We start from the raw sequence: 5,306 nt of genomic DNA, 5'->3' as shown, positions 1-5,306 counted from the left end.
CAGCACGATCACTTCCGGTGGAAACCGGAACCCCGCGAACTCGGAGGCCGCGACCACGGGACGGACACGCCGACGATGCACCAGTCGATCATGCCTGACTGCCAACCCGACCACGGTGCCCAGTCAACGCAACAGCCCCGTTGTAGATGGTGCGTGCGAGGGTGGCCATCAGCGGGGTCGTCGGCGCCTGGGCGACTGGTGCCGGCCAGGTGTTGAGCAGGGGGTCCCAGCGGGCGGCGCCGGTTGGGCCGCCGGAGGAGGCACGTAGGTAGTCGGCGACCACGGCCGCGTCCAGCGGGCAGAGCTGGATGCCGGCGGCGCCGGCCAGGCGTATCTCGGGTCCGCCGGGCGGGCAGACCGCCCGCTGGTAGGGGTCGGTGCGGGCAGTGACCACCAGCCGGATTCCGGCAGGGGCCGCGTCGTTGATCCGGGCGATCGCGGCGCCGCGGACCGTGTCGGCGATCTCGTCGAGGCCGTCGAGGATCGACAGGATCAGCCCGGCGTCGAGCAGCGCTTTGGCCCGGCTGGTCTCGGCGTCGCCCGGTGCGGGTTCGGTCAGGCCGGGATAGTCGATGGCCAGCCGGGTCTCCAGCCAGCTGTGCAGGGACTGCTGGTGGGGGTTCCAGGACGCCAGCGCGACCAGGACCGGGACCGGCCCGCCCGGGGCACGCCGGACGGCGGCGAGCAGGTCGAGGACCAGGCGCACGGTGAGCATCGTCTTGCCCGCCCCGGGTTCGCCGAGCACGACCAGCCGGCCGGTCGGGACCCGGTCGAGCAGACCCGCGAGATCACCGTCACCGCCGGCGAGGTCGCCCGGCCCGGCCGCCCACACCTGCGGCGTGCCCGGTGGCGTTGGCGGCGGGGGTGGTGGCCAGCCGGCTCCGGAGCTCGCCAGCCGCACCAGCGACTCCCACTGCTGCACCAGGTCGCTGTCCGCCGGGATCCAGCGCACCGGCAGCGGATACGGGTCATTGAGCCGGCGTAGTCCGACTTCGTGCTCCCACTGGCGGCGTACTGCGATCGCGAGCTGGTCGGCGACCCCGGCCAGGTCCAGTGCGCCGGCCRCTGCCTCTCGCCGGTTGGCCTGGTAGGCCGCCCAGGCCAGGTACAGACCCGGTGGCACGAAAGGCGCCCCCACGACAGTCACCCAGTCAGCCGCCGAGCCCGGCACCCCCACCACCACCACTGTCACCGCCGTCAGAACAGCCGAGACACCCAGCAGCGCGAGCGCGACGACCCGGGCGCCCCCAGTGCATGTTCCCCCCATGACAGCATCATCGTCGCCGATCTGTCACCACCAGCGACAAGGCCGACATCCGCCACGCCAAACACCCGGGCAGGGCAGGCATCACCGGCCTCGATACCGCCGCAGCTGTCCGCCGAAAGGTGCAGAACCACCGGAACACCTCAAGCGGCCCGAGTAGACCAGTCGACCTGAGCAGCGCCAGCTCACGACCAGGACGGCTATGCAGATCTACTGGGAGCCGACACCCGGCTCACAGATGGTTTGTCGAGTTCGGGGCGGTGGGCGAGCTTACCTGCGGCCTTGTCGATGAAGATCTCGTCGCGGCCGGCCGCCTGCAGCGCGGCGCGCTGGTCACGGGGGGAGACCCGTCCGTAGCTGACATGCATGATCGGTTCGTAACGCGAATGGGGGTATGCGTGTCATAGGTGCGTACACGGCATGCGTTACGCATGCGACCTGCGGAGACGCATTGTCGATCTCTGCGTCTCATGAACGTTCGTTACCGGACACCCGCCCGCTGTCGGGACTCTTCGTTCCGCTGCTCCCGACAGGGCCGGGGCTGCTACAGCTCACGTTCGTCTGCCGACGGCCAGCCGGGCATTGCCCTTTCTGCCGTCTCGGCGGACCCCTCCGAGAGACGCCTGACCGGACAGAGCTGATTCGCCCCCCAGCGCCCGCGGCCGGCGATCCGGGCGCCTCAGCGCACCCGCCAGCGGCCCACCGCGACGTTCCCGCTGCCACCGCCGAGCACAAACTGGACGTACCGCAGTTGCACCCCGTCCTGGACCTCGACGGTGCGCAGGACGCTGAGGCGCGCGCCCGCCTCGAGGGTCTGGGCCGGCGTGTCCGGGCCGAGCCCGCTGAAGGTGAACCCCAGGCTGAAGTCCTGCCCCTGCGTGTCGAAGATGCTCGTCTCGGCGGGGTCCCAGCTCGGGGTCGTACCGACGTTGCGGACGTCGAACTCGGCGACGACGAGGTGGGAGCCCGCCGGCCCGGTGGCGGCCCCGCCGTTCTGCGCCGGCGCCGGGTCGACCACTCGCCGCAGCGTCACCGCCAGGTGGACGGGGTTGGACGCGTCCGGGCCCGTCTGTCCGCCGCTGGTCCCGGGTGCACTGGCGAACGTCGTCGCCGTGAGGGTGGTCGTGGCGCCGGGGGCGAGCAGCGGCCCCGGCACCGCCGGCGGTCCGGCGGTGTCCGGCCGGGTGGGGATCGTCTCGGCCGCCCATTCGGCCGCGCCGAACGCCGGCGCGGCGCCCGTGGTCAGCAGCCGCCCGAAGCGGACCGTGCGCACGCTCGCCCCGGCCGGCACCACGTAGGGGATCGACGCGGTCAGCGTCTCGCCCGGCCCCAGCCAGGCGACCAGCGGCGCCGGTGCGCCGGTAGTGGGCAGCGTCGGGTAACCCGCGCCCCGGGTCGGGTGGCCGCCCGCGTCGACCAGCGCCGACTGGCTCGGCGCCTGGACAGGGAGGACGGCGCCCTTGGTGTTGGTCAGGCGCCAGCGGATCGACAGCGTGCGCGTGGCGCCGGTCGGCGCCAGCGACCCGGACAGCTGGACCGGGGTGGCCGTCAGCGTGGCGGCCCACCCGCCGAGCGGGACCTGCCGGGTCAGCGAGGCCGGCACCGAGCCGCCGGAGCCGCCGGAGCCGCAGCCCGCTGCCGCGCCTGCGGCCACGAGCGCGACCGTGGCCGCGAGTACGGACAGCACGCRCCGCCGAGGGCGCCGGGCCGCCGCAGGCACGAAACCGTCGCTGACCAGCATGCAGCTCTCCATCCGACTTATCCCGATACGTCCCGCTTCAGGCTGCCACGGCGGCATTTTCACCGACGGGCGGGGTCGGGGCTCGGGCGGGGCGACGTTGCGCCAGCTGCGCCACTCGGCGCTCACACACGCCGCCGAGGACGGCGCGAACACCTCGACGCTCCTGTCCTACTCGGGCCACACCTCGGTCGCCTCCCTGGCGCGCTATGCCCGAGTGCCGCCGGAGGCGCTGGCCCGCTGGCAGGCCGGCCGGGATCCCGCGCGCGGCCCGCCGCCGCTGAGCCCGTTGCCCCTTTCTGCCGTATCTCGGCGGTCCCCCTGTTCGTCGTCTTGTCGGCGCTTCCTGACTTCCCAGATGAACGCGACCGCGAACCCGGCGAAGGCGAGGGCACTGCCAACGCCGCCGATCCAGTCGGGGACCGAGCCCCAGTCGATACGGGAGGTGGCGAAGTCCGAACTGCTGCCCACGGCGCCCAAGGTAACGCCGGGTTGGTGAAGTCGGGCTGGGACCTCCACTTGCCATCGAGATGCCGGAGCAAAGACCGCATCGAGGTTGAAGATCAACATAATCTGATCGCGTCGGTGCGGAACGGCCAGGTGTGGGTGTACCGCCGCCGGAGCACGAACGGCGGTACGACGACCTACGCGCTGGAATCCCACCGCCCCGCGCGCTGACCGGTCAGGACAGGATGGTCCGCTGGGCCGACGTGATCCGGCAGCCCACCTGGCCGCCGACTGTCTGCCCGGTGAAGCCACGGACTTCTTCCCGTCCGGCCAGGCCGGGGCCGAGGCGTGGGATGAACGCGGGGCCGGTGGTGAGTTGGGCGCCGTCGGGCGCGGTGAACGCCACCGTGATCACGTAGGACGCGGTTCGGTCGGTCCTATTCGTCACAGTGATCGTCGCGTGCAGCGCGCCAGCAGTGTCGGTCGTACAGCTGTCGACGCGCACATCCTCGGGATGCTGACCGTTGAGCTTCACCGTGTGGCCGGCGGCCACGCCGATGGCGATGGCGCAGCTGGCCAGGCCGATGAACAGCACGCCGAGGATGATCCACAGGGGTAGCAGTCGGCGGAACGTGGAGCGGCGTACGGGTGGTGGCGGTGGCGGGTAGCCGTAGGGCGGTTGGAAGCCTGGCTGTGTCATGAGAATCCCCCTGATCGTCTTCGACCGGGGGTCAGAGTAGCGGCCTCGACACCTATGGGGTCGCCGTGGCATTCGCCGAAAATCGGGCGGATATGGCTGACCGGCGTGGCCATCGCGCGGGCGCGGTGCGGGATCATGTCCGCTGGCAACGGCGTCGGCCGGGAGGACGGCGTCGGGGAACAACGGAACAGCGGTTATCGGCGAGATTGATCTTGGGTTGCCGGCACCGGCACGGCGACCGGCACGAGTTCCCCCACTGCAACCCACAAACGATCATCTGAAGGATGGGGTAATGCCTCTTATCCTGTCCTCTCGAAAGCGCTCCCCGTCAGCGGTCAGCGCGTCGACCGGGCTTGGCGCTGAGCGAGGGTGCGGCCGCCGACCAGAGCCGCGGCGAGCCGCGCGCAGCCGTCGGCGAAGTCCGGCGCATAGCGGCGGCCGCCGGTGCCGAGCGGCAGCGCGAGCACGCCGACGACCCCGGCGAACAGCAGCCCGCCCTGCAGTGCTGTGGCCGGGCCTGGACCGCCCCGTCGGAGCCGCCCGGGTACATCCCGGACCGGCAGGCGCCAGATGGCGACCACCGCCGCGACCGTGCCCAGCCCGGCCAGCCCCGCCACCGCCAGCAACCGGTGCCGGCCGGAACGCCCGGCCGCTCCCCCGTTGTCGGTTATGGGAAGGGTTGTACCGCCACCGCCATCGGACGCCCGCACACGGCGATCCACCCCTGCCAGAAAGCGCGGCCAGAATCCTGCCGAGCCGCCGCGCCACCGTCTACCGCCGCCTGGACGAGGACGAGCCGGCCGGCGAGCGGTAGTCGCGGGCGTATGACCGAGATCAGCCCCGCAATCCGTGTACTCCCATTCAATGGGAGTACACGGATTGCGGGGCTGGCGGGACTACGGCGCCTCGCCGCGGCGAGGCGCCGAGCGTCAGGCCCCAGCCCTCATCGGGCTGGTGGTCTGTGTCTTGCGGGTGGTCAGTCCGGGGGGTAGAGGGGCCACGGGTCGTCCGGGGGCTGGTCGTGGCGGGCCTGGTGGACGGCGATGCGCGGGGAGCCGGGCTGGGGCTGTTGCGTTGAGCCGGCCCGAGGCACGGCAGGGCCAAGTTGGCGACCTGATCAGATAGCCTGCGCGAGCTCGGCGAACGCTGTCGCGAGC

Annotated in this window: 5 protein-coding genes and 1 pseudogene; all 6 read right to left on the bottom strand. The window is 72.1% G+C overall.

The genetic code is table 11. The features are described 5' to 3' along the window. Positions 1 to 81: pseudogene (locus BCD49_RS44885) on the bottom strand (IS6 family transposase); the annotation flags it as partial. Between the two features lie 7 nt (positions 82 to 88). After that, on the bottom strand, positions 89 to 1,267 hold the full coding sequence (locus BCD49_RS06505; RefSeq protein WP_071041274.1) for an NACHT domain-containing protein: 1,179 nt from the start codon (positions 1,265 to 1,267) through the stop codon (positions 89 to 91). A gap of 197 nt (positions 1,268 to 1,464) precedes the next feature. Beyond that, positions 1,465 to 1,632 (bottom strand): hypothetical protein, encoded by a 168-nt coding sequence (locus BCD49_RS43440; RefSeq protein WP_157845259.1) that lies wholly within the window; start codon positions 1,630 to 1,632, stop codon positions 1,465 to 1,467. A 311-nt stretch (positions 1,633 to 1,943) separates the two neighbouring features. Next, positions 1,944 to 3,005: a hypothetical protein gene (locus BCD49_RS06500; RefSeq protein WP_071041273.1), complete on the bottom strand. Its 1,062-nt coding sequence runs from the start codon at positions 3,003 to 3,005 to the stop codon at positions 1,944 to 1,946. Positions 3,006 to 3,684: 679 nt separating this feature from the next. After that, positions 3,685 to 4,149: a hypothetical protein gene (locus BCD49_RS06495; RefSeq protein ID WP_007515081.1), complete on the bottom strand. Its 465-nt coding sequence runs from the start codon at positions 4,147 to 4,149 to the stop codon at positions 3,685 to 3,687. Positions 4,150 to 4,484: 335 nt separating this feature from the next. Then, the gene (locus BCD49_RS43995; RefSeq protein WP_007515079.1) at positions 4,485 to 4,859 is read right to left on the bottom strand and encodes a hypothetical protein; all 375 of its coding nucleotides are present in this window, start codon (positions 4,857 to 4,859) and stop codon (positions 4,485 to 4,487) included. Between the last annotated feature and the right edge of the window lie 447 nt (positions 4,860 to 5,306).

It is taken from the genome of Pseudofrankia sp. EUN1h (assembly GCF_001854645.1).
Taxonomy (GTDB): Bacteria; Actinomycetota; Actinomycetes; order Frankiales; family Frankiaceae; genus Pseudofrankia; species Pseudofrankia saprophytica.
Note: the sequence above shows the minus strand (reverse complement) of the source record. Positions and strands in the feature narration are given on the sequence as shown.